The following is a 25,267-nucleotide window of genomic DNA, read 5'->3' as shown; positions in this document are numbered from 1 at the left end:
CGGGGCGTGGCTGCAGATCAGGCCGTGCCAACGGCCTATCTGGCAGCGCTCCCCCGTTTTGGGGGTTCGTGGGCATGGGGGCAACACCGGCCAAGCCGGCCCCGGGATTCCCCACGGAGGCAGAGACCGCGCCCGAACCTGGCTGTGAGGCAACCGCGGGCGCGCCGCCAGGTACGAGTGTGCCGCCAGGTGCGAGCCCCTCCGTTTCGACGACTTCCTGCGCGTTAGACGTCTGGAGGCGTCGAACGGGCAGCGATCCGTCGAAACGGTCCGTCAAAGCCGGGCAGGCCAGCGGGTCCAGGAACTCGCCGTGGTCCGTTCCAGCCGCGATCCCGTTGCCTTGCTGCAGATCACGCGGTGCGGACGTCGCAATTCGCACCGCAACCTCCGCCTCCGCCTCCGCCAGGGCCGGTGACCCCGAAGCTGAGAGCACTTGATTGGAAGGAGCTTCACCGGATAGCCCGCTCCCCGAGATGACAAAACCCTGAGCCCAGGCAGTCGGCGAGTCAACGGGGTTGGCCCCAAAAAGGTCAGCGCGGTTTGCTTCAGCAAAGTCACCAGGGTTGGGCCGCCCTAAGCCCCTACCCTGCGCCAGCACCGATGGGCCCACGGGGTCCTGGCGAGGGGGCGTCGCCGAATGAGCCGACGCGCCGTCCACGGGGATGGCTTCCGGTGCCTTGGACGTCACGAACCGACCACCAAGCCGGGCACCACCAAGCACGGAATCACCAGGCAGGGCACCATCAAGCAGGGAATCCTCTGAAGGGGCGGGTGTGGGAGACAATCCCACACCCGGCGGGGTTCCAACAAAGCGCGCCGTCGAGGTGCCAAGCATCCCGCCAAGGAGCACGTCGAAATCTCCCCCTGCAAAACCAGCCGAACCTGCAGAACCAGCCAAACCAGCCGAACCTGCAGAACCTGCAGAACCAGCCAAACCAGCCAAACCAGCGGACGTACCACCAACATCCGCCAATCCGGCAAATGCCTTACCAGCTCCGGCAGGCCTGCCGCCAGGAAAGGAACCCACCTGCATCAAGCACCCCCGGCCGGGACGATCCTGCGGATGGACGTGAGGTTGGAGTACTTCTCCCACGCATCGCGGATCTGGATGGTCTGCCCGGGCACAGGGGCATCGATGGCCTTGCCGTTGCCCAGGTAGATGGAGATGTGTTCGCCGCCGTAGCTCACCAGGAGGTCACCTGGCTTCGCCTCGGCCAGGGAGGCCACGGGAGTGCCTTTTTGCATTTGGTCGCTCACCACGCGAGGCAGTTCAACACCGAGGTCCTTGAATACCCGCTGCACAAATCCGGAGCAATCCATGCCTACGGCCGGGTTGGTCCCGCCCCATACATATGGCACCCCGATGTACTTCTTGGCAGCAGCAACCACCGCGTCGCCTGTGGTTCCCCCGCCGGTGTTGCCGGTCGCAGCGGGAGCCTGGACCGGCGTCGTACTTCCGACGGCGGAGAGCACCGTGGAAAGGTCTGGGACCCCTGAGGTCCCCAACGCCGTGTTCAGCGCTGAGGCGAACGAGGCGGAGGAATCCGCCGGGGTAACCGAAGAGGCCGTAGAAACTGAAGCAGCAGCAGACGAAACAGACCGCTCAGCCAACTGCTGCAAAGACGCCTGGATGCCCTGGATCCGGCCCAGCGCTTCAACCATGCTCACGAGCCGGCCTTCCTGTGCCAGCCCGCTGAGGCGATCTCGTCCAGGGCACCTTGTTCGGCGCGGAGCTCAGCAGCCACGAATGCGGCGTCGTGCCGGGATTCGAGCTTCTCCAGGCCGACGGCGCGGCGCCTGGCTTCCGTGTATCCGTCCTGGGCGGCGGCCGCCTCGGTTTCGGCAAGGGCGGCCAAGGCGTCGAGTTCGGCGAGCATGCCCTGAGAGGATGCACGTGCGGCGGCGATGGCCAACAAAGTGGCTGAATCCCCAACGGAACCGGCCGAATCGGCTGACTCACCCAGCGCGGTCCGTGCCTCGGCCCGGCGTTCACGCAGCGAAGAAGAGCGCATGTTCGCCGCAGCCAATCCACTTTCGGCGGCTTTCTGTTCGGCCTGACGAAGCCTCAGCAGGCCTGCAAGGGAGAATTGTCGGTTCACGTGGCTCCTTCCGAACCGAACAGGGCGGCCAGCCTTGACAGCGCGGCCCACGAGTCTTCGAACGCAGAAGAAAAGTCCATGTTTTGGCGCAGGAACTGGTTGATCGCGGCCTCGTTGTCCAGCGCTGCGTCTACGAGCGGGTTGCTGCCGCGCTGATACGCGCCGACGTCGATCAGGTCCTGCGCTCCCCGACGCGCGGCAAGGACCCGACGCAACGCGACGGCGAGCTCGGTCCGGGACGGGGGGTTCACTTTGGAAGCCACCCGGGACACCGAACCGAGCACGTCAACGGACGGGAAGTGTCCGGTCACAGCCAGTTTGCGGTCCAGGACCACGTGGCCGTCCAGGATCGAGCGCGCGGCGTCGGCGATGGGTTCGTTGTGGTCGTCGCCGTCCACCAGGACTGTATAGATCCCGGTGATGGAGCCGGTTTCCGCTGTGCCGGCCCGTTCCAGGAGCCGTGCCAGGACCGAGAAGGTCGACGGCGGGTACCCGCGGGTTGCGGGCGGCTCGCCTGCGGAGAGGCCGATCTCGCGCTGTGCCATGGCCACGCGGGTGAGGGAGTCCATCATGAGGACCACGTCCTGCCCGGCTTCGCGGAACGACTCCGCGATCCGGGTTGCTGTCACGGCAGCACGGAGCCGCATGAGGGCGGGCTCGTCCGACGTAGCGACCACAACCACGGACCGGGCCAGTCCCTCGGCCCCGAGGTCGTCTTCGAGGAACTCGCGGACTTCACGGCCACGCTCGCCCACGAGTGCGATCACGGAAACCTGGGCGTCGGTGCCGCGGGCCACCATGGACAGCAGCGAGGACTTGCCGACGCCCGAGCCGGCGAAGAGCCCGATCCGCTGCCCTCGGCCGAAGGTGGTCAGGGTGTCAATCACCCGGACGCCCGTCTGGAGCGGTGTGTCGATGCGTGCGCGGAGCATGGCGTTGGGTGCTTCCTGGTCCAACGGCACCCGGCCGGAACTGAGCAGCGGCCCCTTCCCGTCTATCGGCCTCCCCAGCCCGTCCAGCACCCGGCCAAACAGACCCGCCCCGGTCGGAGCCAGCAACGGGGATCCTGCCGCCCGTGCCGGTGCTCCCGCCGCGATTCCTGCCAGGCGGCCCAGGGGCATGCAACGCACTCCCCCGCCCACGGAGGCGACCACCTCGGCGTCGAGCTTTTCAGGACCGTCACCAACGGTGACCAGTTCCCCTACTGCGCAATCCAGTCCGGCGATTTCCAGGCCGAGGCCCAGCACGGACGTCACGGTGCCAACACGTTGCGGCGCGGCAGCTGCCACGGCAGTGGCCAACGCCCTCATGCCTGGTCTCCGAGAAGCGCCTGCCGGGTCCGCTCCAGCGCGGAAGCGAGCCTTGCGTCGATCCACCCTTGCGGGTATTCCCCGACGGCGTCGCCCGGGTTGAGCGTGGGATCGGCTTTCAGCTCCACACCGGCAGGAAGCACGACGTCGGCGGCCTCCAGGGTGGCGAGGTCGCCAGGGTGCAAGCGAACGGTTGTTACGGTGGCGCCGGGTTGCCCCAGTGCCCGGTCCAGGGCTGCCCTAGCCGTCCGGTCGCCGTGTGCCAGTTCGTAGCCGAGGATGGCTTCCGCGAGTTCCAAGGCGCTTGAGGCCAGCACGTCCTCGACCTCGCCCACGGCCACCTCCTGGCGGCGATGGGCAGCGTCACTTGCAGCCGCCAGGATGGCGACGGCCCGGGCGATAGCCGAGCGGCCGGCGTCGAGCATTTCCGCGTGTCCGGCCTGCAACTGTTCCCGCAAGCGGCGCTGCTCGGCTGCCGCGGCCCGCATCCCTGCGGCGTATCCGGCTGCGTGGCCCTGGGTGTAGCCCCGGTCCTTGGCTGGATCCGCCGACTGGAGGGTGGGAAAAGTAACGGGGGTGTAGGACTCAGTAGACAAAGTCGTCCTCGTCTCCGCGCCGCACCACGATGGCCCCCTCGGCCTCCAGTTCCCGGATGGAGCGCACGATCTCGGCCCTTGCTTCCTCCACTTGCGAGGCCCGGACGGGGCCGGATGCGGCCGTCTCGGATTCGAGGATCTCCAGGTTCCTGCCGGACATGTTGGCGCGGATCGTGTCCAGGACAACCGGCGGCGCACCCTTCATCGCCACGGCCAGGACGCTCGCAGGGACGCCGCGGAGGATCTGCTGGATATCGCGCGGCTCCAGCTTCACGATGTCCACGAACGTGAGCATCCTTGCGCGTACCTCGGTGGCGAGCTCCGGATCCACCGTACCCAGGCCGTCCAGGACGGAGCGCTCAGTGTTGACGTCGGAACGGTTGATGATGTCCACCAACGGCTGGATACCGCCCACGATTTCGTTGGTCTTCCGCTGGGACATGACGGCGCCCGCACGGATCTTGAGGGTCTCTGCCACGATGCCCACCGCTTCCGGGGACGCCGACCCCATGGTCGCGATGCTGCGCGCAACCTCGATCCGTTGGGCATCGCCCAGGCCGGACATGACCGCGGAAGCCTTCCCGGGCCTGAGGTGAGCGAGGATCAGGGCGATGGTCTGTGGGAGTTCCCCGTCGATCAGGGCCAGGATCTGCCCGGCATCCATCATTTCCAGGAACTCAAAGGACTTGCCTGCCATGGTTGAGGCAAGGCGGTCCATGAAACCCGCGGCTTTGTCCGCGCCGAAAGACGCTTCAAGAAGTCCGACGGCGAATTCCTGGCCGCCGCGGGCAGTACGGCGGCCGCTAACGGCCAGTCCGTGGAACTCGTTGATCACGTGGTCTGCAACAACCGAGGAGACGCGGCGGAGCCGAACGATCTCGGCCGCAATATCCTCGGCCTCCGATTCGGAGAACTGCGCCATGACGGAGGCCGCACTGGCGGGACTCATCTGCATGAGGACCACGGCCACCTTCTGCACCCCGTTCAAAGCCGAGGCTTCCGGGAGGCTCACACCGACTGCCTTTCATCCATGAGGCCACGCAGGTACTCGGCGGTGCGGGCCGGATTGTCGGCTACCATGGCTTCGATCTGGGCGCGCTTCAGTTCGCCGTCGAGTGCTTCGGAGCCTGGAAGCGGGAGCGCCGGCGTGGGCTCCAGCGGGGCCACCGGCTGGATGGAAGTGAGTTCAATGGCGGTGGTGGGCGGTCCCCCGATCGCCGGGGTGGGGATGGCTTCCGGCAAGGCGTCGTAGTCCAGGCGTTCGCCGAGGTCCACGGGTTCGCGCTGTTGGCGGCGCTTGAGGATGATCAGGACAGCCACGATCAGGGCGATCGCAGCAAGCAGGATGCTTCCGGCCATGATCAGCGTATTCATGAGTGCCGCGTCCTTGGCTGCGGCGGCATCGGCCTGGGCAGCCCCGAGCGCTTGGGCGGCCTTGTCAGCTGAGGCTGTGCTGAACGGCAGGACCTCCACTGTGACCACGTCGCCACGGGCGGTGTTGATGCCTGCCGCGGACGTCACCAGCGCGCGCACGGAGTCCACATTGACGCCTCCGGCCGCGGACTGGTTAATGGCCACGGATATGGTTTGCCGCTTGACTGCACCTTGGGGGATGGTGCGGTCCTCGGTGACTTTGTTGACCGCGTTGTTCTTTGTGGTGTCACTGGAGTCATAGGAGCCGTTGGCTCCCGTTCCACCGGGAACGGCAATGTTGTCCGGTCCCAGTACACCGGAGGCACCGCCGCCGGTCCCGGTGTACTTCTCGGTCTTGGTGGACTCGCTCAAGGCCGGGGTATTGGTGGCCGGGGTGAAGGTCTCGCTGCGCTGCTGGGCGGATTCCGCGGTGACATCGGCAGCCACGGCAACGGTGGAGTTGCCCGGTCCCACCACGCTGTCCAGCACTGTCCGCACAGCATCCGAAGTCCGCTGCTGGTAGTCGGTTGCCTGCTTGGACGAAGAGCCCGTGGCTCCGCTGCCGACCGTGGAGAGCACGTTGCCTTGGGAGTCCACCACGGAGACATTGGTGGGCTTGAGGTTTTCGATCGCCGCGGAGGTCAGGTGCACGATTGCCTGGACCTTGTCCGAGGACAAGGTGGTGCCCGGCTGGGTTTCCACGAACACGGAAGCCGTGGCCTCCGGTGTCGTGGCCACAAACACGGACTTTTCAGGGATGGCGAGCTGCACGGCCGCCCGTTTGACGCCTTCCATGGCTTGGATCGTGGTGCTGAGTTCCCCTTCGAGGGCCCGCTTGTACGTCACGGACTGCTGGAACTCCGAGGACGTCACGCCCAATTTGTCCAGCAGCGAATACCCTGTGGCGGCGGCAGTGGGCAGCCCGGCAGCCGCGGCCTTCAGGCGTTCGTCGTACACCTTGTCTTCGGGGACCATGATGGTCGAGCCGCCGTTGCTGAGCTCGTACGGGATGTTGTCCTTCCGCAGCTGCTCAACGATGCTGTTCGCGTCCGTGTCCTTCAGGCCGGAGAACAGCGGCGAGTACGCAGGCTTCCCCAACCACGCCGTCAGAGCCACGCCGCCGAGCACAAGCACGGCCACACCCAGGATCGCCAACGTGCGCTGGGCAGGGCTGAACGCCTGCACACCGCTGCCGAGCCTGCGGAAAAACTGGGTAATAGCCGGTGGCATCAGGCCTGCATCCTCATGATCTCGTTGAACGCGTCAACACCCTTGTTGCGCACGGCCGCCACCAGCTCAAACGTCACTTGGGCACGGGTGGAAGCGAGGGTTGCTTTGTGGATGTCATCGAGGTTGCCGGTCACCGCTGACACGGCAAGTTCCTTGGAGGTGGACTGCAGCGATTGCAGATTGTCGACGGCGCCAGTCAAGGCCGCGCCAAAGTCACCGCCGGCGCCGGCCGGCTTGGCGCTGCCCACATACCCGGTTCCGCTGACGCCTTGTACGCTCTCGATGGGACCCACGGACATCAGGATTTTCCGATCTCGAGTGCAGCCAAGTAGGTTTCCCGGGCCCGGTCCACCACTTGGGCGTTGGCCTGGTAACCGCGCTGGGCCACGATGAGTGTGCCCATTTGTTCGGCGAGGTCGATGTCCGGGTACTTCACGTTGCCGTTGGCATCGGCCAGGGGGTGGTCCGGCTGGTAGACGATCCTGCCCGTGGCGTCTCCCAAAGGTGTGCTCTTGACGTACACGCCTTGGCCGTCGTTGCCCTCGGCGGCCTCGATGTAGCGGGCACGGAACACCTGCCCGTCGGTGCGGGATGCGTTGTTCATGTTTGCAAGGTTGTCCGAGACGGCGTCGAGCCACTTGCGGTGCACGGTGAGCGCCGAACCCGCGATTCCGATTGCGTCGAAAGTCATCAGTTAGTCCTCAATGCCGTGCGCAGGGAGGTGAACTCACCCGCGACCGCCCGCGCGGCGAACTGGTACCGGAGCACGGTGTCGATGTTGGAGAGCGTTTCCGTGTCCAGGTTGACGTTGTTTCCGTCCGTCCGGGTGGGCTCGTCAGAGGGCGAGATCGTGGCGTTCACGGTGCCGTCACCGGACCTGACCGAGGCAGCCAACTGGTCTTCGAAGGAGACCCTTTTGGCCGTGTAATTGGGTGTGTTGATGTTCGCGATGTTGTTGGCGATGGTCCGCTGGCGCAAGGAAAGCGCGTCCATGGCGCTGGCCAGGGCGACGGAAGTCACGGATTCAAGCACAAAGTCCTCACCGGGTGGTGTTCAGAGGCCAATCCGTGGCCAAGCATCGAGCGATCCCTGCTCAGCAACAGTTATCGACACCGCGCTATCGGACGTTAGGAAAATCCATAACAAATTTTGTAAACCGCCGGCAGGGTTGCGTTGCAGGGCCCGCTCTACGCCCCATCCCCGCGAAATACCCCGCAAAGCAGGCCTCACAACGCGTCGGTTGGGGCAGCTTTGGCGTCTACTTGGGCCGTCAGTTCGTCGATCCGGTCCAGGGCACTGCTGAGTTGGCCCACTGTTTGCCACAACTCAGGGTGTCGCGAACGGACTTCTTCGAGCGACGTGCCGCCCTTGGCCAGTGCTGCGAGGTCGAAGCTGACGTTGGTCCGCGCGCCGGCGATGGCCGCCCGCAATGCGCCGAAAGCCACAACGACGTCGGCTATGAGGGCAGGATTCCCGTTCATGGCCAGCCATCCCAGATCTTCGATGGCACCGATGGCGCGATCACCCAGTACGGCCGAAGCCTTCGCCGCTTCAACCGATGCCTTGCGGATGGCCTCGTCACGGGACGGGCCGGGATCCAGGCGGAAGGCCGCGCCGAAGGCCTTGGATGCGGCGGCGTCCTCGTCCGCCAAACGCAGGGCAGTCCGGCGCAGACTGCGCGCCCGATCCAACAGTTCCTCGTCGGCATTTTCAGAGTACCCCGCAACCATGGACGTCAGGGAAGCAGCGATACCGAGCATCACACCGGTGCCTGCTCCGCCGCCAGGCGAGCCATTCGACTGTGCCAAAGCCTCGGTCCATTCCTCCACGGTGGATTGCCGGGTGGTGACTTCGTCGGGAGTTTCCATGCGTCCAAGTCTGCACTGGCGGTCCGGCTTTGGGCACCACAGGCGCAGGTGTCATCAGGCGCAGGTTTCATCAGGCGGAGCGCCCACAACACGCCCGGAATGCACCCAAAGGAAACCCAAGGCACCCAAACCCAGGTACCGCCGTCGTACGTTTTGACCCTGAACCGCCCGCACGGAGCCCACCGACGGCCCAATAGAGGCCCTCCTGCGGCCACGCCGTGACCAGACCACGGGCCTCCGAACCACCCACGCACAGGAAGTCGGCAGGACCGCTCGTTACACTGGCCCCATTCCCAGGCGTCGAACGGTAAGGGGTAATCCCGTGAGCATTGACCTAGAAGAGCTGTACAAAGACTTGCACTCCAACCCGGAACTTTCGTTTCAGGAAGTGCGAACTGCAGGCATCGTGGCCGCGCATCTCAAGGAGCTGGGCCTGGTGGTCCACAGCGGGATCGGCAAGACCGGCGTGGTGGGTGTCCTTGAAAACGGGGAAGGCCCGGTGGTGATGCTGCGGGCGGACATGGACGGCCTTCCCGTCCAGGAAGCCACCGGGCTGGACTACGCGAGCACAGCGACCGGGGAAGACCACCAAGGCCGCGAAGTACCGGTGATGCACGCCTGCGGGCACGACGTACATGTCACGTGCCTGCTTGGAGCCGTCGAAAAGCTCGTCAGCGGCAAAGCCGACTGGCACGGCACGCTCATCGCACTTTTCCAGCCGGCCGAGGAGTGGGGCGGCGGGGCCAACGCCATGGTCAAGGATGGACTGTACGATCGCATCCCCAAGCCTGATGTGGTGCTGGGCCAACACGTGGCACCATTCCCTGCAGGTTGGTTCGGGCTGCGTTCCGGTGTTGCCATGGCCTCTGCAGATTCGCTCAACGTGACCTTGCACGGACGAGGCGGGCACGGATCCCGTCCGGAAACCACGGTGGATCCTGTACTCATGGCAGCCGCGGCAACTGTGCGCCTTCAGGGCGTGGTGGCCAGGGAAATCGCAGCGGGCGACTCCGCCGTGGTGACTGTCGGTCAGCTGCACGCCGGGACCAAGAACAACATCATCCCGGAGACCGCGACACTGGGCCTCAGCATCCGGTCCTTCAGCGAGCCGACCCGCGAAAAGGTATTGGCCGCCGTCGAACGTATTGTGCGCAGCGAAGCCACGGCCTCCGGCGCCACACAGGAGCCGGACTTCGAGTACGAGGAACGCTTCCCGCTCACCGTCAACGACGATTCAGCGGCCCAGCGCGTCGATGCCGCGTTCCGGGCCACGTTCGGCCAGCACCAAGTCATCGACCCCGGCCCCGTTTCCGGCAGCGAGGATGTGGGCATGCTGGCGACGGCGGCCGGCGCACCTTTGGTGTTTTGGTTCCTTGGTGGCATCGAGCCCCACTATGCGAAGGACTTCGCGGAGAAGGGCAGGCTCCCGGAAGACGTCCCCTCCAACCACTCGCCCTACTTCGCGCCCGTGATCCAGCCGACCCTGAGCATTGGCACGGAGGCCTTGGTCACGGCTGCCCGCGAATTCCTCGCCTAACCCGCCGGCCCAACCAGGGGACAGCAAACGCTCCATTGAAGCCTCAGTGGAGCGTTATCTGTCCCTCAGTTGGGTAGGCCATCATGGGGAGGTCAGCCGCGTACGTCAAGGAGCAGCGGCCTTGACGAACCCAGGCCGGGCGATACTGCGTCCAGCGCACCGAGTTGCGTTCCGGCGTCGTGCTTCATGCGGGCCAAAAGGTCCATGGCGTCGGCCTGCGCGTCAAGGACTCGACGCGCGCGTTCTTCCAAGGCAACCGGCAACGGTCCAGCGTCCAAGGGGGGTGCCCACGAGGGCGGAAAACCTCCGGAGACGGCCAGGGCGATGTCCGACTCCAAGTTGTCGAGGATTGCGGTCCAGGACTCAAGCGACACCGAGCGCCCGCCCCGGGACAGGAGCGCCAACAGCCGGCGCCTCCACAGGCAGCTGCGCGGCGGCCTCGTGCCACCCCTGCCGCAGCGGTTCAAGCAGCTCGATGCACTCCTTGGTCCGCTCCACATCCCGGTAGATGTTGGCACCGATGAGGGCCTGCATGGCGTACTCGTAGATGCTGGCAAGCGAAGCCGCCCCATCCCAAAGGTCCACGCGGAGTGTTGACTGCAGCTCGGCAACGATCGCCTGGGCATGCAGCAGGTTTTCCCGGGCCGAGTCCCAGTTGGTGTTTTCCTGCGCCAAGCGGGCACGCTTCAGGTCCAGCAACAGGCGGTCATAGAGCATGGTGAGCAAGCGAGCGGGCGGCGCGGAGAGGACGGCGTCGTCGTTGTAGCGCGAGAGCTGCTGCGCGCGGAGGGCACTGTAGGTCATGGCTATGCTCCTGTGGACGGCTTGGGGAGGCTGGAGATCTGGCCGGAAAGCCAGGTTGACTGGGACTGGAGGCCACCGAGCAGCACCTCCATGTTGGTGTAAACGCTTTGGAGGGTGGCGCGGCGTGTGGCCAAGCGCTGGTCCCAGTCCGCGATCCTGGTGCCGAGGTCCCTGGACTCGGATTCGCGGCCTTTGATGAGGCTGGAAATGGATCCGGTGTAGGGGTCGGCAGCGGCAGTGGCCGCATCGGCTACCCGGGCAGCGAGGGCTTGGACAGCGGACTGTGTGGCGGCCGGGTCGGCGGCCAACGCGGCAGAGAACTTCGCGGAGTCGAACGTGAAGTTTCCGTCCTTGGTGATGTTGATGCCGTATTCTGCCGGCGACTTCCCATCGATTGGCCTGGACAAAGCCGCAAGGACCTGGTCGTTGACGGCCCGCACGCTGGTGTTGCCGGTCAGGATCCCGGCTTTGGGCACAGTGGCTCCGCTGGAATCGGTGCTCTTGGACACCGCGCTGTACATCGAAACGAAGCTGAGGACGTCGTTGACCGCAGTCACCAACTCTTCGGCTTTCTTGGTGATGCCGGGAACATCGCTGGATACGGTCACAGTCACCGGGCCTGTGCTGACAGCCGACGCGGTCACGGCAACACCGGGCAGGACGTCCGTGAACGTGTTGGTGCCGGAGGTCAGCACCTGCTCCGCGGCAGTGCCCGCGTACAGGGTCGCCTTGGCATCCTGGGCGGACTTGACGACGGCGGCTGTCGGGTCCGCCATGAGGTCCACCGCGGTGCCGCCCGCAACTTGGGCCGCTGTGCCCTGGTAGGCGGTAAAGGCTCCGGCGGCACCGGACGTGGCAGCCGTCAGTTGCAGCCTGTAAGTGCCGTTGCCGGCCGGAACCTTCACCGCGTGAGCGCCACCGGAGGCTGCGTTGATGGCCGAGACCACGTCATCCAAAGAAGTGCTGCTGGGAGCAATCTCGGTCGTCTTACCCGTGGAATCGACGATCGTCAGGTGTGCCGGCGCACCACCGTCGGTAGGCCAGGAGGCCATGGCCGCGGTGACGTTTACCTGCGTCTGGGCCAACTGCGTCACGGTCAGGTCGATCGATCCCGCAGTGGCCGCCGTCGTGGTTTTCGCCGTGACGGAGGTGGAGCTGCTGGTGGCAGTGAACAGGTTCAGGGCGCCGGTGGCCGAACCCGCAACGGAAAGGTCCTTCAGCGCAGTGAGTTTGGTGTTGAGGGACTGCAGGGTGGAGATGACGGTCTGGTTGGAGGCCAGCTTGGTCTTGAGCTGGGTTTGTGGCAGTGCCTCCACGGACATCAACGAGTTGATGATCGCGGTGGTGTTCAGGCCGCTTGCGAGCCCGTCGATGGCGGTTGTCACAGGTTCTCCTTCCAGATCCGGTCAATCCCATGCCGACGGCGGCCGGCCAGGATGGGGCCTGGCCGGACACCGTGTCACGCAGGTTGGTCCTAGCGCAGGAGCGAAAGAACGCCCTGGCCGGACTGGTTGGCCTGTGCCAGCATGGCCGTGCCTGCCTGGGACAGGATGTTGGCCTTGGTGTACTTGACCATTTCCGCAGCCATGTCAGTGTCCGCGATGCGGGACTGGGCAGCCTGCAGGTTTTCGCCGGCAACGTTCAGCGACTTGATGGCGTGGTCCAGGCGGTTCTGGCTTGCACCGAGGTCCGAGCGCTGGGTGGACACTGCCTTGATGGCGGTGTCGATCGCCGTGATGGTGGTCTGGGCGGTGGCGTTGCTGGTGACGTCGAAGCCCGTCGAACCGGTGTTGCTGGACAGGGTGCCAACGGCCGTCGCGACATCGCCGAGGGTGACGGAGATGACGTCGTTTGCCGAACCGGCGGTACCCACCTGGATGTCCTTCGAGCCACCCTTGAGGAGGTCGATGCCGTTGAAGTTGGTGGACTGCGTGATGCGGTCCAGCTCCTTGCCCAGCGAGTCGGCTTCCTTCTTGATGGCCGCACGTGCGTCACCGTTGTTGGTGTCCGAGGCACCCTGGACTGCGAGGTCGCGCATGCGCTGCAGAACGGAGTGGACTTCGGTAAGGGCACCTTCCGTGGTCTGGATGATGCTGATGCCGTCCTGGGCGTTACGGGCGGCTACAGCCGAGCCGCTCACCTGGGACTTGAGGCCTTCGGAGATGGCAAGGCCGGCCGCGTCGTCGGCTGCGCGGTTGATGCGCAGGCCGCTGGAGAGCTTCTCCATCGACTTGGACAGGGTGTCCTGCGTGGCGTTCAAGCTGCGGTAAGCGTTGTTTGCCATCAGGTTGTTGTTGATCTGCATGCCCATGATTTTTCCTCCGTGATCTGGACTTACTGTGTGGCAGCCCATCCGTGGGCCGTCACAGTGCACATTCGGCGGACAACCGGACGCCGTTAGCAAAAACCCCAAAGGTCTTTTGGCGCCGCGCCGCCTAACGCCCGGGCAGTCCCGGCCGATAGCTATTGGGGAGTTGACGGGCCATCACCCCGCTCTCCATCACCCCGCACCCCATCCCCCACCCAGAACTGGAGTTGACCGCAGTGGCCATCCATGAACTGTCAGCCCTGCTGTGGCGAGAACGTGAGCTCCTGGATCTCCTGACGTTCAAGCTCGAAGAAGAGCAATTGCTGCTGACGGCCGGCAAGTCCAGGTGGCTGCCGCACGGCACCCGTGAAGTCGAACAGGTCCTGGAGCGTGTTTCAAAGGCCGGCCTTGCCAGGGCCATCGAGATATCGGCCGTGGCAGAACAATGGGGACTTTCGCAGGATTGTTCGCTGGCCGAACTGGCCGCCGCGGCTCCTGACCCTGCGTGGGCCGATGTCCTGACCTCGCATCTGGAGGCCATGCGGCAGCAGACGGCCACCATCAAGGAGCTCCGGGACGCGAACGAACAATTCCTGCGGGCTGCTGTCCGTTCGACCCAGGAAACCTTGGCGGACCTGAAACCCGCGGCCGGCACCTATGACGCCCATGGCAGGACGGGCGATTCATCCTCCGCCCACCTGGTGGACCGGAAATTCTGAGAAGGTACGCACAGTGAGCACATTCGGCGGACTCAATACGGCCTACCGCGGCCTGACGGCAGCCCAGCAGGCCATCGACCTGGCCGGGCAAAACATCGCCAACGCCTCCACCCCCGGGTACACGCGCCAGCGGATCGAGCAGTCCGCCATCGGCGCACCCCTACCCGTCGGGCTTACCCCCGGGCTGGGGCAGGCCGGGCAAGGCGTCTCGGTGGACGGCATCGCGCGCCTGGGCAGCAGCTTCCTTGACGCCGGTGTCCGCAGCAGCGCAGCCACGTCGGGTTTCGCCACCGTCCGTTCCACGGAACTGCAGCGGCTGGAGGACTCGTTGCAGGAACCCGGAGCGCATGGACTCTCGACGGCGTTGCAAACGTTTTGGGCCTCGTGGCAGGGAGTCGCCAACCACCCGGGCGAGTCCGCTCCGGCGTCGGTCCTGTTGGAAGCCGCAGCGACGCTCTCCGAAACCGTCTCCGCGGGGTACAAAGCCCTTGACGCGCAGTGGAGCCGGGTCCGTGGCGAAGCGGCTTCTTCCGTCAGCGAACTCAACGATGCCGCGGGTCGCGTGGCGGACCTCAATGCCCGGATCAGGTCGACGGTCGCGGCCGGGGGTTCCGCCAACGAACTCATCGATGCCCGGAACCAGTTGACAGAGTCAATCGCGTCCATGGCCGGGGGCACTGTCCGAGAGAACGCCGACGGCACTGCCGACGTCTTCATTGGAGGCAACGCCTTGGTCTCCGGGACCTCGGCACGCCAGCTCACCCTCGCCGGACCCACGGGCCTCGGTACAGTGAGCCCGGTGCAGCTTGAGTGGACAGACAGGCCTGGCGCTTCGGTAAACCTCGACGGCGGCAAGCTCGCCGGTGCGGTTTCCCTCCTCGCGCCGGCCAACGGAAGCGGGACCGGCGGAGCGATCTCCGAGGCCGCAGCCGCGTACAACGCCTTCGCCACGCAATTGATGAATGACGTCAACGCCATCCATCGAACGGGGCAGTCCAGCAGCGGGGCAGGCAACCTGGACTTCTTTACCACCTCCGCGGGGGTCCCGGCTGCGTTGTCGCTCCGGGTGATCCCAACCAATGCGGCCGGAATCGCCACGGGGGCCGCCGGATCCGGTGCCCTCGATGGTAGCGTTGCGGACAAGCTCTCGCAGATCGGTTCCTCGGCATCCTCGCCCGATGTTTTCTGGAGGGGCGTGGTTTCCGGGATCGGCATGGCCTCACGTTCGGCGCAACAGCATTCCCAACTGGCCAACGCTGCCGAGGTCGCCGCCGTCGGGCAACGCAACTCGGGTGCCGGAGTCAGCATGGACGAGGAGAACATCAACCTGCTCGCCGGACAGCACGCGTACCAGGCCGCGGCCCGGGTGATGACGGCCATCGACGAGGCCCTGGATGTCCTGATCAACCGCACCGGATTGGTAGGAAGGTAAGCCATGCTCAATCGCGTCACTACCCAGATGATGGCGACCTCGTCGCAGCGGAGCCTGCAATCGGCGCAGACCCGTCTCGCCGAGATGCAGGACCGCGCCCTCACGCTCAAGAACATCAACCGGCCATCCGACGATCCCGCCGGCGCAGCCCAAGCTATCGCCTTGCGCGGCCAGCTCAACGCGGCCACCCAATACGGCAGCAACATCAGCGACGGCAATGGCTGGCTGGCGGCGGCGGACACCGCGCTGGGCCAATCCACCAACATCCTCAACCGGGTCCGCGACCTTGTGGTCCAAGTGGCCAACGGCACGCTGAACGATTCCGCGAAGGAAGCGATCGCCGTCGAAATCGAGGGCCTTGGCAAGGACCTCCTGACGCAGGCCAATACGCAGTACCTGGGCCGCAACGTGTTCGCGGGCAGCGCGGACACGGATGGTGCCTTCACCAATGCGACGCCCCCGATGTTCAACGGCGTGGCCGGCAGTTCGGTGGAACGCCGCGTGGACTCTTCCCGGACCGTTCGCGTGGATTCCGACGGCGGTGCAATCTTCGGCAGCGGTGCCGGCTCTGTTTTCGCCGTGCTGGGTGACGTCGTGGCCGACATCCGCGCCGGAATCAACCCCAATGGACGGCTCGCCGCGATCGGAGAACGGATTCAGTCGGTCATCGATGGAAGGGCCGACGTCGGAATGCGGCAGACACGCCTGGGACAGGCCCAGGATTCTTTGGAAGGGATGAAGGCTACGCTGGAAAGTCAGAGGTCGCAGGTGGAAGACCTGGATTTGGGAAAGGCCGTCATGGATTTGAAAGTGCAGGAAACCAACTACCAGGTTGCCCTCGCCGTGACCGCAAAGGTGCTGCAGCCCACCCTCATGGACTTCCTGCGATGAGCAGCGTGACCTTCGCCGCTCCCCTGCCCGGACTGGAGGCCGCGGAGGGGTTTTCCCTGCGGGGCATTCCCGGCGCCACCGGGCTCTTCGCTTTGGAGGCCGAAGAGCCGCAAGTCCGGATGTTCGTAGCTGACGCCTCCGTCTATGTGCCGGACTACTCGCCGGTCATCCCCCGGTTTGCCTTGGAGGCCGTCGGGGTTTCCCCGGCTTCGGAGGGGACCGTTTTGGTGGTGGTGAATCCCGCCTCGGACAAGACCACCGTTAACTTGATGGCACCGATCGTGCTCAACCCCGCTACCGGCGTATGCATGCAGGTGATTCTCGACGGCGGCAAGTACCCACTGCGGGCTGAGCTCACCTCTTAGACCCGAAACCCCGCCCTCCGGACAATTCACCCCGGCGTTCCCCGGTGAATTGTCCGTTGGACGGGGTTGTTCCTTAAGCCGGTGTCGCGTGGAGCGATGCCTCGAGGGCGGCATCGGCCTCACGGAGGACCCTGGCAGCGACCTCCAGCCCTTCGATCCGGCCGAGGGACACATCCTCGTGTTCGATGTTGACCAGCATGTTCGGATCCACCTCATAAAGGGCGCGGAGGAATTCGGTCCAGTAGGCGGTGTCGTGGCCCCGGCCCAGGGCTACGAAGTCCCACGCGGAGTTCTTCGGCCATTCGTTGGCCCATTCGTCCCCGCCCAGGTTGGTGCGGTTTTCCTCGGGTGAAAGACGCCGGAAGCTGTTGTCCAGCACGCCGTAGAGTGCCGCGTTGCCCTTGTTGACGCGGACGTCCTTCGCGGCGGCCTGGAACACCAGCGGGCCGAGTTCGCGGACCACGGCCACGGGGTCCATCTGCTGCCAGAACAAGTGCGAGGCATCCAGTTCCACACCCACGTGGGTGGCTCCGGTGAGTTCGATGAGCTTGTAGACGTCGGCAGTGTTGAAGACGATGTTCTGCGGATGCAGCTCCAGCGCCACCTTGACGCCGTGATCTGCTGCGAGCCGGTCGGTTTCCTTCCAGAATTCCGCTGCCACGCCCCATTGGTAGTCCAGCACATCCAGCGCCGCCGAGTTCCAGGCGTTGACCACCCAGTTGGTGACAGTCGCACCGGGTTCACCTCCGGGTAGGCCGGACATGGTCACCACCCTGTCCTGGCCGAGTCGGTGTGCCAGACGGATGGAGCGGCGGATGTCCTCGGCATGCTTTTCGCCGATTTCCCGGCGCGGATGCAGTGGGTTTCCGTTGCAGTTCAGGCCCGCGATGGACACACCGGTGCCCTCGAAGAGGCCCAGGAAGTCATCCCTTGCGGCGTCGGAAACCAGGATGTCGTCCATGGTGGGCACGTGGACAGCAGGGAGGAAACCACCGGTGTTGATCTCGATACCGGTCAGGCCAAGGTCCGTGATGACCTTCAAAGCCTCGGGCAGCGGACGGTCGTGCAGGATCGCGTTGTAGACGCCGAGCTTCATAGCGTGATCTTCTTTCCGTTGTTCAAAGCGGATTCGGTGACCGCGCCCAGGAGTTCCATGTTGCGGACTCCGTCCTCGAACGTGGCGCAACGGGGCAGCGACCCTGCCTCGGGAAGGCCTGCCACTTCTTCGAGGAATGCCCGCGCCTGGTAGGCGAACGCGTCATTCTGGCCGAAGCCCACCTCGGGGGCGTCCATTGCCAGGCCGCCGGCGATGTACGGGTGGCCGGGGCCAAGGATGACCTGGCGGTAGCCGTTCTGCAGGCCGGACTCGTCGTTGAGGAAGAGCTGGATTTCGTTGGGACGTCGCTGGTCGAATTTGGCACCCCCGTTTTCGCAGAACACCTCGAACTGCAGGCTGTTGGCGTGCCCCGCCGCTACCCGGGAAACTTCGAAGCTGCCGGCACCGTTGGCGAATTCCGCGTTGAAGGCGGCGTAGTCGTCGTTCTCCACCGCTTCGAAAGTGTCACTGACGGCAACGTGGTCGTGGCCCATGACGGCACTCAGCGGCAGGGGGCGCTTGTCGATCGCGGTGGCCAGGCGTCCGCCGCTGATGGACTGGATGTCGCCGCACAGGAACTCGGAGATGTACGTCAAGTGGCTTCCGACGTCGGCCAGCGCACCGGAGCCCGGGCCGCCCTTGTAGCGCCAGCTCATGGGGGCGGAGGGGCTGAACCCGTAGTCCGTCCAGTAGCGTCCGCTGAAGTGCAGCACGTTGCCCAGCACCCCGTTCCGGATCAGCTCACGGATGTACGCGATGCCGGGGGTGCGGCGGAACGTGAAGCCGATCCGCGCCAGCTTGCCGCGGGCTTCGGCGGCGCGGGCAGCATCGGCCATCGCCCGGGCGTCCTCCAGCGTGTCGCTCAAGGGCTTCTCGCAGAGCACGTGCTTGCCGGCGGTGAGGAGGCCTTCCACCACTTCGCGGTGCAGCGGGTTTGCGATCACCACGCTGACCACGTCAATATCCTCGGCTTCGGCGATCGCCTGCCACGAGGTGTCATTCCGCTCGTACCCAAACCGGCGGGCGGCCAGGGAACCGAACTCTGCGTTGACGTCGCCAATGGACACCAGGCGCACCTGGGGCAGCACCGGGCTGTAGAGAGCGGACGCCGTGCGGTATGCGGCGGCATGGGCTTTGCCGGCCATGCCTGCACCGATGACGGCGACGCCGAGGCTTTCAGCCATTGATTTCTCCTTTGAAATTCGCCGCCAGTGGGGCACATCGACGGCATTTTGTAGCGCTACAATTTTTGCACTGGCATTGATCGTAGCTATGTCCATATGTCCTGTCAATCATTCTCCGGCTATCCTCGAAGGCAGACCCGAAAGGTATCCAGGCTTACGTGAACAACTCCCCCACCCGGCGCCCCACCCTCTACGACGTCGCCACCGAAGCCGGCGTCTCGCCGTCGTTGGTTTCGCTTTACCTCAAGGACCCCGAAAGGGTCAGCGCAAAGCGACGCGACGCCGTTCACAGGGCCATCCATGAGCTCGGTTACCGCCCCAGCCGCGCAGCAACCACGCTGGCCAGCAACAGCACCAAGAGCATCGGACTGGTCATCGACGACTACCGAAACCCCTGGTTCGTGGATCTCTTGCGGGGCATGGAGTCCGTCCTCTCCGATCTCGGCTACCAGGTGACGCTGGCCGACTCCAGGCCGGGCGAGCACCGCATCAAGGAAGCCACCGACGGCCTCCTCGCCATGCACGTGGATGCCCTTGTGCTTGCCGCAGAGCCCAGCACAACGATGCTCGACCGGACCTGGGTGCCAACCGTCGTGGCTGGTTGGCGGAACGGAGTCCCCGCCGGTGCCGACCTGATCACCAACGACGACGACGCCGGTGGAAGCATGGCAACCAACCACCTGCTCGGCTTGGGCCATGAGCGGATCGGCCACCTTTCAGGGCACGACGGCGCCTCCGCCCATCGGCGCGCAGGTTACCTGCGGGCAATGGAGGCAGCCGGCGTGGAAGCGGTGGTTGCCGAATCCGACGGGACTTCCGAGGAGGACGGCTACGCCTCAGCGTGCCGGCTGCTGGACCACCACCCCGGCATCACCGCCATCTTCGCCGCGAACGACACGATGGCCCTCGGTGCATTCGCCGCCTTGAAGGCCCGCGGCCTGTCCGTCCCGCAGGATGTTTCCGTGATCGGCTACGACAACTCCCCGCTGGCCAAATCCCGTTTCCTGGACCTGACATCCATCGACAACCGGAGCGACGTGGTGGGCGCGAGTGCCGCCCGACGAATCCTGGACCGTCTGGAGGATCCGAAACTCGAGGCGGAGGAAAGCCTCATCGAGCCCTTGTTGGTACTCCGCAGCACCACCGCAGCAGGAGGATCCAGGACATAGGAAAGGCGCCGCTGGTGCAGCGCCTCCCGTGGATACGGTTCAGACTTTCTCGCGAATGCGTTCAGTCGTTGGTTCCGAGACTTCGTATTCCCGACGCCGGCGGGCCAGGAACGTCCATACCGTGCCTTCGGTCTTGGGGCTCTGCTGGACCGTTGTTTCCTCAGTCTTGTGCGTTTCGGGTTTGCGCGCGGAGTCCTTCTTCGTGCGCCGCTCGAAGTCCTCATAGTACGAATAGCACATACCCAACCTCCTTTGATGGCTGCCCTTTAATCGTCCTCGCCTTAGGTCCACAAGTCGACCGTTAATTGCTTGATCGCAATTCTCCAGCCACTGCGAGTTGCCCGTTTTCGATCAACCATCCCACGGACTCGAAGATGGCTGCATCAGGTTCATAGCGGGGCTTGTAACCAAGCAACTCTTCCGCCTTCCTGATGGAGAAGCAGTGGTTGCGGTGCAAATGCTCCCAACTGGTTTGGGCATGGTTCCCGACGCCGGAGTTGCGGAACTCCTCCCACGTCACGGGCTCAAGGTTTGCTTCCCGACCAAACCACCCCGCGGCGATCTCCGCATATCCGCGAGCGCTGAGGGCCGTGGGAGCGACGATGTTGAAATCTTCTCCGGCGGCTGCTTCGCGGTGGTCCACGGCTTTCTCGAAGGCCTGGGCGAGGTCGTCCGCGTGGACGTGATGCATGAGTGCGGTGCCACCGTCGGGGATGCGCAGCTTCGCGCCCGATGAGAGCGTGTACCAGACGTCCGGGTCCAGGTTTCCCAACGGGCCGATGGGCTGCCACCCCGGGCCCACAATGTGCCCCGGGTGCAACGACGTGGTGGCGAGCCCGCCACCAGCAGTCTCCTCCTTGAGCATCCGCGCGATCCGGTCCTTTTGGATGCCGTATTCGCCGAAGGGCGGCAAGTCGGCGTCTTCAGGAACGGGCACCTTGCGGCTGGGGCCGTAACGCCAGATTGAACCGCAGTGCAGCAGGTGACCGGCCTGGCCACGAAGCCGTTCAACAAGCGCCGTGGCTGAGTCGAGCGTGAAGCACACCAGGTCAATCACGACGTCGGCACCCAGTTCCGCGATCCGCCCGCCAAAGGCGCCGGTCAAGTCCTCCTGCCCGCGGTCCGCGATCACGTGCCGCACGTCCTGCCACTCAGGTCCATCCACATACGGCTTCCGATGTCCGCGGCTGACGTTGGTGACCTCATGGCCGGCCCGTACCAGCCGTGGCACCAGGAAGCTGCCGATGTGTCCACTGCCGCCAATGACAACGATCTTCATGGTGCCCCGTTTCCGTGGGTTGGAAGGCTTGGCACCACGCTAGTCCGTCACTTGGCCGTTGCGGGAGACCCCCTGCGGGCCTCCTCAAGCGCCCGGTCATAAAAGAACGGTATTCGTTTCACCCCTTGCGCTCAGGCGTGACTGCCGCCATACTAAATGAACGCTATTCATTTAGTGACAGTCGTCTCACCGGAGTACATGCCATCATGATTGAAATTACCCGCCTCGAAGCCCCGACTTCCCTGGCACGCACCGAACCGTCCACCCGCACCCCGCTGCGGGTCGGCGTCGTCCAGCACCAGTGGCACGCCGACGAAGCCGCTTTGCGCGCCGAACTCAACGAAGGCATCGAGCGTGCGGCCAAGCTGGGAGCCACCGTCGTTTTCCTGCCTGAGCTGACACTCTCCCGCTACCCTGCCGACACCAAGCCGGAGAACAACCCCGCGGCAGGGATCCGCCCGTCGGACATCACTGAGGACCTGCTGACCGGCCCCACCTTCACCTTCGCCGCAGAAGCCGCCCGCAAGTTCGGCGTCTCGGTCCACGCCTCCCTGTACCAGCGTGCAGAGAACCCGGATGGCACCGATGACGGCCTTGGCCTGAACACGGCGATCCTGGTCTCCCCCGCCGGCGAGCTCGTGGCCCGCACCCACAAGCTGCACATCCCCGTCACCGCCGGCTACTACGAGGACAAGTTCTTCCGCCAGGGCCCCGATGCCGACGACGCCTACGCAGTGCATGCACCCGCCGAGCTGGGCGGCGCCCGACTTGGCATGCCCACCTGCTGGGACGAATGGTTCCCGGAACTCGCCCGGGTCTACTCCCTCGGCGGCGCGGAGATCCTGGTCTACCCCACGGCCATCGGCTCCGAGCCGGACCACCCCGACTTCGACACCCAGCCCCTGTGGCAGCAGGTGATCGTGGGCAACGGCATCGCCAACGGCCTCTTCATGATCGCCCCCAACCGCCACGGCAGCGAAGGCACCCTGAACTTCTACGGTTCCTCCTTCATCTCCGACCCGTACGGCCGCATCCTGGTTCAGGCACCCCGTGATGAGTCCGCCGTCCTCGTTGCAGACCTGGACCTGGACCAGCGCAAAGACTGGCTGACCCTCTTCCCGTTCCTCGCGACCCGCCGACCGGAAACTTACGGCCGCCTTACGGAGCCCGTAAACCCGGAGGCACCGCTTGGCAGCAGCCCGGCGTCCAGCCAGCAACCACAGGCAGTCTCCGCGTGAGCGCCTGGCGCATGCCGTCGGAGACGGCACCGCAGGACCGCGTCTGGATGGCCTTCCCCACCGGCGGATACACCCTCGGGGACACCGAGGAAGAGGCGCACGCCGCCCGCTCCACTTGGGCCGCCGTCGCCAATGCCATCCTTGAATTCGAGCCGGTCACCATGGTGGTAGCGCCTGACGACGTCGAAACGGCCGCGCGCTACCTGGACCCTCGCGTCGAGGTACTGACGGCTGAACTCAACGACGCCTGGATGCGCGACATCGGGCCGTCCTTCGTGTTGGACGCCAACAAGCAGCTCGGCGCCGTGGACTGGATCTTCAACGGCTGGGGCGGCCAGGATTGGGCGGCCTGGGACAAGGACTCGCAGATCGCGGAGTTCGTCGCCGGCCAGGCCAACGTAACCCACCTTCCGTCCGGAATCGTCAACGAGGGCGGCGGCATCCAGGTGGACGGCGAAGGCACCGTGCTCGTCACGGAAACCGTCCAGTTGGACCAGGGCCGCAATCCGGGCCTCACCAAAGCCGATATCGAAGAGGAACTGGCCCGCACCATCGGCGCCACCCACGTGGTGTGGCTCCCCCGCGGACTAACCCGTGACTCGGAGAAGTTCGGCACCCGCGGCCACGTGGACATCGTGGCGGCGATCCCCAGCCCGGGAACGCTGCTGGTGCACTCCCAGCAGAACCCCGGGCACCCGGATTACAAGGTTTCCCGGGAAATCATCGACTTCCTGCGCACCACCCATGACGCAGCAGGACGGGAATGGAACATCATCGAAGTTCCGGCCCCGGAAACGCTAAGCGACGACGAGGGGTATGTGGACTACAGCTACATCAACCACCTCGTGGTCAATGGCGGGGTCATCGCCTGCAGCTTCAACGACCCCATGGACGAGAAAGCCCTCCGCATTCTCGCCGATGCCTACCCCGGACGCCGCGTGGTCAGTGTTGACGCGCGCGAACTCTTCGCACGGGGTGGCGGCATCCACTGCATCACGCAGCAGCAGCCTACGGCCATCTAGAAAGGGCCCTCCATGAGCCAGACAATCCGCAGCAGCGGAACCGACGCTGCAACGTCGCACGACATCAGCGGCAAGGGACTGAAGACGGGGCAGTTGGGGCTCCTCGCCGTCGTCGTTCTTGGCATTTCAACCATCGCCCCGGCGTATACGCTCACCAGCGCGCTCGGACCGACCGTCAACGAGGCCGGACTTCAACTGCCGGTCATTTTCCTGATCGGGTTCATCCCGATGATCCTCGTCTCGCTAGCCTACCGGGAGCTCAACGCAGACTCCCCGGACAGCGGCACCACCTTCACGTGGGTCACCAAGGCCTTCGGTCCCTGGGTGGGCTGGATGGGCGGCTGGGGCCTGCTGGCAGCGAACATTATTGTGCTGTCCAACCTGGCCGGCGTAGCAGTCGACTTCTTCTACCTTTTCCTGGCCCAGGCCACGGGTTCACCTGAACTCGCGGACCTGGCCGACGACAAGGTCATCAACGTCCTGACCTGCTTTGTGTTCGTCGCCTTGGCCGTGTGGGTCAGCTACCGCGGCCTGCACACCACCAAGATCGTGCAGTACGGCCTGGTTGGCTTCCAACTGCTGGTCCTCGGCCTCTTCGTGGCCATGGCATTCGCCAACTGGTCCACGTCCGAGACCGCCATCCCGTTCAGCTGGGACTGGTTCGACGTCACCAAGATCGAGACGTTCGGCCAAGTAGCGGCGGGCATCTCGCTCTCGATCTTCGTTTACTGGGGTTGGGACGTCTGCCTCACGGTCAACGAGGAAACCGCCAACGGCAAGAAGACCGCGGGCGCCGCCGGTACCTTGACCGCGGTGATCGTCCTCGGTATCTACCTGCTGGTCACCATCGCCACCATGATGTTTGCCGGCGTCGGCGATACCGGAATCGGCCTGAACAACGAGGAAAACCACTCCAACGTGTTCACGGCCCTCGCTTCCCCGGTCATGGGTCCGTTCGCGATCCTCATGTCCCTGGCAGTGCTTTCCAGCTCGGCGGCCTCCCTGCAGTCCACCTTCACGTCGCCGTCCCGGAGCCTCCTGGCCATGGCCCACTACGGCGCCCTGCCGGAGCGTTTCAGCCACATGAGCAAGAAGTTCTCGACGCCGGGCTTCGCCACCATCGCGGCAGGCGTCCTGTCCGCGGGCTTCTACGCAGTGATGCACGTGATCAGCGAGAACGTCCTGAATGACACCATCCTGGCCCTGGGCCTGATGATCTGCTTCTACTACGGACTGACCGCCATCGCCTGCGTCTGGTACTTCCGCCAGAGCGTCTTCACCAGCGCACGGAACTTCTTCCTGCGGCTGCTCTGCCCGCTGCTGGGCGGCGTGGGCCTGTTCGTGGTGTTCCTGCAAACGGCCGTGGACAGCTGGGCGCCGGAGTTCGGCAGCGGTTCCGAGATCTTCGGCGTGGGCCTGGTGTTCATCCTCGGCGTGGGCATCCTCGCCATGGGTGCCGTGGTGATGCTGGTCATGTCCCGCGTCCGTCCCGGGTTCTTCCGCGGCGAGACCATCCGCAACGACACTCCTGCGCTGGTGGTCCCCGAGTAGGCCTGATCTGCACCGTCCATTTCACCGAGTTCGCTGGAAAGCTGCCAGTCCGTCCGGAAACTCCCTGTGTGTCAGGCTGTCGTGTGACAGGTTGTGTGTCGCTCGCGGTCTGACGCACAGGGCGGGGAAAGGTCCGTCATGGATTTTGTTATTCCC

General features: G+C 65.1%; 28 protein-coding genes. 10 read left to right on the top strand and 18 right to left on the bottom strand.

The window, feature by feature from the left end; all coding sequences use genetic code 11:
* Window positions 1–637 precede the first annotated feature (637 nt).
* Complete coding sequence (locus ACIPY2_RS07735; protein ID WP_400265791.1) at window positions 638–763, top strand: hypothetical protein; 126 nt, start codon at window positions 638–640, stop codon at window positions 761–763.
* A 269-nt stretch (window positions 764–1,032) separates the two neighbouring features.
* On the opposite strand, the gene ACIPY2_RS07730 is transcribed toward ACIPY2_RS07735, so the two are convergent.
* From ACIPY2_RS07730 to ACIPY2_RS07685, 10 genes are all read right to left on the bottom strand, one after another.
* A complete protein-coding gene (locus ACIPY2_RS07730; RefSeq protein WP_400266210.1) occupies window positions 1,033–1,662 on the bottom strand; it encodes a C40 family peptidase in 630 nt (209 codons plus the stop codon).
* Between the two features lie 2 nt (window positions 1,663–1,664).
* Window positions 1,665–2,099 (bottom strand): flagellar FliJ family protein, encoded by a 435-nt coding sequence (locus ACIPY2_RS07725; protein WP_400265790.1) that lies wholly within the window; start codon window positions 2,097–2,099, stop codon window positions 1,665–1,667.
* Complete coding sequence (locus ACIPY2_RS07720) at window positions 2,096–3,409, bottom strand: FliI/YscN family ATPase (protein ID WP_400265789.1); 1,314 nt, start codon at window positions 3,407–3,409, stop codon at window positions 2,096–2,098. The genes ACIPY2_RS07725 and ACIPY2_RS07720 overlap by 4 nt, the downstream gene beginning before the upstream one ends.
* Window positions 3,406–4,005: a FliH/SctL family protein gene (locus ACIPY2_RS07715; protein WP_400265788.1), complete on the bottom strand. Its 600-nt coding sequence runs from the start codon at window positions 4,003–4,005 to the stop codon at window positions 3,406–3,408. The genes ACIPY2_RS07720 and ACIPY2_RS07715 overlap by 4 nt, the downstream gene beginning before the upstream one ends.
* Window positions 3,995–5,017 (bottom strand): flagellar motor switch protein FliG, encoded by a 1,023-nt coding sequence (fliG, locus tag ACIPY2_RS07710; protein ID WP_400265787.1) that lies wholly within the window; start codon window positions 5,015–5,017, stop codon window positions 3,995–3,997. The genes ACIPY2_RS07715 and fliG overlap by 11 nt, the downstream gene beginning before the upstream one ends.
* On the bottom strand, window positions 5,014–6,648 hold the full coding sequence (fliF, locus tag ACIPY2_RS07705) for a flagellar basal-body MS-ring/collar protein FliF (RefSeq protein ID WP_400265786.1): 1,635 nt from the start codon (window positions 6,646–6,648) through the stop codon (window positions 5,014–5,016). Before fliF ends, fliG begins: the two co-directional genes overlap by 4 nt.
* Window positions 6,648–6,947: a flagellar hook-basal body complex protein FliE gene (locus ACIPY2_RS07700; RefSeq protein WP_400265785.1), complete on the bottom strand. Its 300-nt coding sequence runs from the start codon at window positions 6,945–6,947 to the stop codon at window positions 6,648–6,650. Before ACIPY2_RS07700 ends, fliF begins: the two co-directional genes overlap by 1 nt.
* The gene (locus ACIPY2_RS07695; protein ID WP_397323207.1) at window positions 6,947–7,339 is read right to left on the bottom strand and encodes a flagellar basal body rod protein FlgC; all 393 of its coding nucleotides are present in this window, start codon (window positions 7,337–7,339) and stop codon (window positions 6,947–6,949) included. The genes ACIPY2_RS07700 and ACIPY2_RS07695 overlap by 1 nt, the downstream gene beginning before the upstream one ends.
* Window positions 7,339–7,680, bottom strand: a complete 342-nt coding sequence (locus ACIPY2_RS07690) for a flagellar basal body rod protein FlgB (RefSeq protein ID WP_400265784.1) — start codon at window positions 7,678–7,680, stop codon at window positions 7,339–7,341. The genes ACIPY2_RS07695 and ACIPY2_RS07690 overlap by 1 nt, the downstream gene beginning before the upstream one ends.
* 194 nt (window positions 7,681–7,874) lie before the next feature.
* Window positions 7,875–8,516, bottom strand: a complete 642-nt coding sequence (locus ACIPY2_RS07685; RefSeq protein WP_400265783.1) for a cyclodeaminase/cyclohydrolase family protein — start codon at window positions 8,514–8,516, stop codon at window positions 7,875–7,877.
* A gap of 322 nt (window positions 8,517–8,838) precedes the next feature.
* On the opposite strand from ACIPY2_RS07685, the gene ACIPY2_RS07680 reads away from it, so the two are divergent.
* Window positions 8,839–10,053, top strand: coding sequence for an amidohydrolase (locus ACIPY2_RS07680; RefSeq protein ID WP_400265782.1), 1,215 nt, complete (start codon window positions 8,839–8,841; stop codon window positions 10,051–10,053).
* A 92-nt stretch (window positions 10,054–10,145) separates the two neighbouring features.
* Here ACIPY2_RS07680 and ACIPY2_RS07675 read toward each other — a convergent pair whose 3' ends face one another.
* The 4 genes from ACIPY2_RS07675 to ACIPY2_RS07660 form a co-directional block, all read right to left on the bottom strand.
* Entirely contained in the window at window positions 10,146–10,427 is a 282-nt protein-coding gene (locus tag ACIPY2_RS07675) for a hypothetical protein (RefSeq protein ID WP_400265781.1), read from the bottom strand.
* Window positions 10,417–10,857, bottom strand: a complete 441-nt coding sequence (gene fliS, locus ACIPY2_RS07670; RefSeq protein WP_400265780.1) for a flagellar export chaperone FliS — start codon at window positions 10,855–10,857, stop codon at window positions 10,417–10,419. Before fliS ends, ACIPY2_RS07675 begins: the two co-directional genes overlap by 11 nt.
* Window positions 10,858–10,859: 2 nt before the next feature.
* Window positions 10,860–12,242 (bottom strand): flagellar filament capping protein FliD, encoded by a 1,383-nt coding sequence (gene fliD, locus ACIPY2_RS07665; protein WP_400265779.1) that lies wholly within the window; start codon window positions 12,240–12,242, stop codon window positions 10,860–10,862.
* Between the two features lie 89 nt (window positions 12,243–12,331).
* Window positions 12,332–13,168: a flagellin gene (locus tag ACIPY2_RS07660; protein ID WP_400265778.1), complete on the bottom strand. Its 837-nt coding sequence runs from the start codon at window positions 13,166–13,168 to the stop codon at window positions 12,332–12,334.
* Window positions 13,169–13,401: 233 nt separating this feature from the next.
* On the opposite strand from ACIPY2_RS07660, the gene ACIPY2_RS07655 reads away from it, so the two are divergent.
* Genes ACIPY2_RS07655 through ACIPY2_RS07640 form a run of 4 tightly spaced genes read left to right on the top strand, consistent with a single transcriptional unit; the run spans window position 13,402 to window position 16,572 of the window.
* Window positions 13,402–13,884, top strand: a complete 483-nt coding sequence (locus ACIPY2_RS07655; protein WP_400265777.1) for a flagellar protein FlgN — start codon at window positions 13,402–13,404, stop codon at window positions 13,882–13,884.
* Between the two features lie 13 nt (window positions 13,885–13,897).
* Complete coding sequence (gene flgK / locus ACIPY2_RS07650; RefSeq protein WP_400265776.1) at window positions 13,898–15,316, top strand: flagellar hook-associated protein FlgK; 1,419 nt, start codon at window positions 13,898–13,900, stop codon at window positions 15,314–15,316.
* Between the two features lie 3 nt (window positions 15,317–15,319).
* The gene (gene flgL / locus ACIPY2_RS07645; protein ID WP_400265775.1) at window positions 15,320–16,207 is read left to right on the top strand and encodes a flagellar hook-associated protein FlgL; all 888 of its coding nucleotides are present in this window, start codon (window positions 15,320–15,322) and stop codon (window positions 16,205–16,207) included.
* Window positions 16,204–16,572 (top strand): flagellar assembly protein FliW, encoded by a 369-nt coding sequence (locus tag ACIPY2_RS07640; RefSeq protein ID WP_400265774.1) that lies wholly within the window; start codon window positions 16,204–16,206, stop codon window positions 16,570–16,572. The genes flgL and ACIPY2_RS07640 overlap by 4 nt, the downstream gene beginning before the upstream one ends.
* Before the next feature lie 73 nt (window positions 16,573–16,645).
* Here the strand turns inward: ACIPY2_RS07640 and ACIPY2_RS07635 are convergent, their stop codons facing one another.
* Both ACIPY2_RS07635 and ACIPY2_RS07630 read right to left on the bottom strand, forming a co-directional pair.
* Window positions 16,646–17,668: a sugar phosphate isomerase/epimerase family protein gene (locus tag ACIPY2_RS07635; protein ID WP_400265773.1), complete on the bottom strand. Its 1,023-nt coding sequence runs from the start codon at window positions 17,666–17,668 to the stop codon at window positions 16,646–16,648.
* Window positions 17,665–18,852: a Gfo/Idh/MocA family protein gene (locus ACIPY2_RS07630; RefSeq protein WP_400265772.1), complete on the bottom strand. Its 1,188-nt coding sequence runs from the start codon at window positions 18,850–18,852 to the stop codon at window positions 17,665–17,667. Before ACIPY2_RS07630 ends, ACIPY2_RS07635 begins: the two co-directional genes overlap by 4 nt.
* Before the next feature lie 158 nt (window positions 18,853–19,010).
* Between ACIPY2_RS07630 and ACIPY2_RS07625 the strand changes: the two genes are divergently transcribed.
* Window positions 19,011–20,021 carry a LacI family DNA-binding transcriptional regulator gene (locus ACIPY2_RS07625; RefSeq protein WP_400265771.1) on the top strand — a complete coding sequence of 337 codons (1,011 nt, stop codon included), beginning with the start codon at window positions 19,011–19,013 and terminating at the stop codon, window positions 20,019–20,021.
* A gap of 39 nt (window positions 20,022–20,060) precedes the next feature.
* On the opposite strand, the gene ACIPY2_RS07620 is transcribed toward ACIPY2_RS07625, so the two are convergent.
* Both ACIPY2_RS07620 and ACIPY2_RS07615 read right to left on the bottom strand, forming a co-directional pair.
* Window positions 20,061–20,261, bottom strand: a complete 201-nt coding sequence (locus ACIPY2_RS07620; RefSeq protein ID WP_400265770.1) for a hypothetical protein — start codon at window positions 20,259–20,261, stop codon at window positions 20,061–20,063.
* A gap of 61 nt (window positions 20,262–20,322) precedes the next feature.
* A complete protein-coding gene (locus ACIPY2_RS07615) occupies window positions 20,323–21,300 on the bottom strand; it encodes an NAD-dependent epimerase/dehydratase family protein (protein WP_400265769.1) in 978 nt (325 codons plus the stop codon).
* A 206-nt stretch (window positions 21,301–21,506) separates the two neighbouring features.
* Here ACIPY2_RS07615 and ACIPY2_RS07610 point away from each other — a divergent pair, with 206 nt between their 5' ends.
* From ACIPY2_RS07610 to ACIPY2_RS07600, 3 genes are read left to right on the top strand one after another with little or no spacing between them, the layout of a single operon-like run.
* Window positions 21,507–22,538 carry a nitrilase-related carbon-nitrogen hydrolase gene (locus tag ACIPY2_RS07610; protein WP_400265768.1) on the top strand — a complete coding sequence of 344 codons (1,032 nt, stop codon included), beginning with the start codon at window positions 21,507–21,509 and terminating at the stop codon, window positions 22,536–22,538.
* On the top strand, window positions 22,535–23,560 hold the full coding sequence (locus ACIPY2_RS07605) for an agmatine/peptidylarginine deiminase (RefSeq protein ID WP_400265767.1): 1,026 nt from the start codon (window positions 22,535–22,537) through the stop codon (window positions 23,558–23,560). The genes ACIPY2_RS07610 and ACIPY2_RS07605 overlap by 4 nt, the downstream gene beginning before the upstream one ends.
* 12 nt (window positions 23,561–23,572) lie before the next feature.
* Window positions 23,573–25,111: an APC family permease gene (locus ACIPY2_RS07600; protein ID WP_400265766.1), complete on the top strand. Its 1,539-nt coding sequence runs from the start codon at window positions 23,573–23,575 to the stop codon at window positions 25,109–25,111.
* Window positions 25,112–25,267: the final 156 nt, after the last annotated feature.

The sequence above is a fragment of the Paenarthrobacter sp. NPDC089675 genome (genome assembly GCF_044749185.1).
GTDB lineage: Bacteria > Actinomycetota > Actinomycetes > Actinomycetales > Micrococcaceae > Arthrobacter.
The sequence above is the reverse complement of the archived record's forward strand: the minus strand, read 5'-3'. Positions and strand labels throughout refer to the sequence as shown.